Origin of the sequence: Klebsiella sp. CB_Kp196 (assembly GCF_040061575.1) — a bacterium.
In the GTDB taxonomy this organism is placed as follows: domain Bacteria; phylum Pseudomonadota; class Gammaproteobacteria; order Enterobacterales; family Enterobacteriaceae; genus Klebsiella; species Klebsiella michiganensis.
Genome location: NZ_JBEAFH010000025.1, coordinates 1 through 1426 on the forward strand (window position 1 = coordinate 1; position 1426 = coordinate 1426).

The following is a 1426-nucleotide window of genomic DNA, read 5'->3' on the forward strand; positions in this document are numbered from 1 at the left end:
TAATGCCGATCAGTTAAGGATCGGTTGATCGATCCAGTGGCTGTGTAAGAATCCGGAAATGCTCACCCTTTTCCGGATTTTTTTATGCACATTGGACAGGCTCTTGATCTGGTATCCCGTTACGATTCTCTGCGTAACCCTCTGGCTTCTCTGGGCGATTATCTTGACCCGGAACTGATTTCCCGCTGCCTTGAAGAGTCCGGCACTGTCACGTTACGCAAACGGCGCCTTCCTCTGGAAATGATGGTCTGGTGCATTGTCGGTATGGCACTTGAGCGCAAGGAGCCGCTTCATCAGATCGTTAACCGGCTGGATATCATGTTACCCGGCAATCGTCCGTTCGTTGCGCCCAGCGCCGTGATCCAGGCCCGCCAGCGGCTGGGAAGCGAGGCCGTACGCCGCGTGTTCACGCAAACAGCGCAGCTCTGGCATAACGCCACGCCGCATCCGCACTGGTGCGGTCTGACCCTGCTGGCCATTGATGGTGTTTTCTGGCGAACACCGGACACGCCAGAAAATGATAAAGCTTTCCCCCGCCAGACGCATGGCGGAAACCCGGCACTTTATCCTCAGGTAAAAATGGTCTGTCAGATGGAGCTGACCAGCCATCTGCTGACGGCAGCGGCCTTCGGCACGATGAAAAACAGCGAAAATGAGCTCGCGGAGCAACTGACAGAGCAGACCGGCGATAACACCCTGACGTTAATGGATAAAGGTTATTACTCCCTGGGGCTGCTGAATGCATGGAGCCAGGCGGGAGAGCACCGTCACTGGATGATCCCGCTCAGAAAGGGTGCGCAGTACGAAGAGGTCAGAAAGCTGGGTAAGGGCGACCATCTGGTGAAGCTGAAAACCAGTCCACAGGCACGAAAAAAATGGCCGGGTCTGGGAGATGAGATGACAGCCCGGCTGTTGAGTGTGACGCGCAAAGGTAAAGTCTGCCATCTGCTGACGTCAATGACGGATGCCATGCGTTACCCCGGAGGGGAAATGGCAGACCTGTACAGCCATCGCTGGGAAATTGAACTGGGATACCGGGAGATAAAACAGACGATGCAACTGAGCAGGCTGACGCTAAGAAGTAAAAAGCCGGAACTTGTGGAGCAGGAACTGTGGGGTGTCTTACTGGCTTATAATCTGGTGAGATATCAGATGATTAAAATGGCCGGGCATCTGAAAGGATACTGGCCGAATCAGCTGAGCTTCTCAGAATCATGTGGCATGGTCATGAGAATGTTGATGACTCTTCAGGGCGCTTCACCAGGGCGTATCCCGGAGCTGATGCGCGATCTTGAAAGCATGGGGCAACTGGTAAAATTACCGACAAGAAGGGAAAGGGCCTTCCCGAGAGTGGTAAAGGAAAGGCCCTGGAGATACCCCACAGCCCCGAAAAAAAGCCAGTCAGTTGCTTAACTGACTGGCATTA

1 protein-coding gene is annotated in these 1426 nt (G+C 54.0%); it reads left to right on the top strand.

All coding sequences use genetic code 11. The features are described 5' to 3' along the window. The first annotated feature begins 84 nt into the window (after positions 1–84). Entirely contained in the window at positions 85–1413 is a 1329-nt protein-coding gene (locus tag ABLU87_RS04760; RefSeq protein WP_196942226.1) for an IS4 family transposase, read from the top strand. The last annotated feature ends 13 nt before the right edge of the window (positions 1414–1426 follow it).

Bases quoted from the DNA above. Each gene is read 5' to 3' on its own strand.
- ABLU87_RS04760 (WP_196942226.1), top strand. From the start codon at position 85: ATGCACATTGGACAGGCTCTTGATCTGGTATCCCGTTACGATTCTCTG.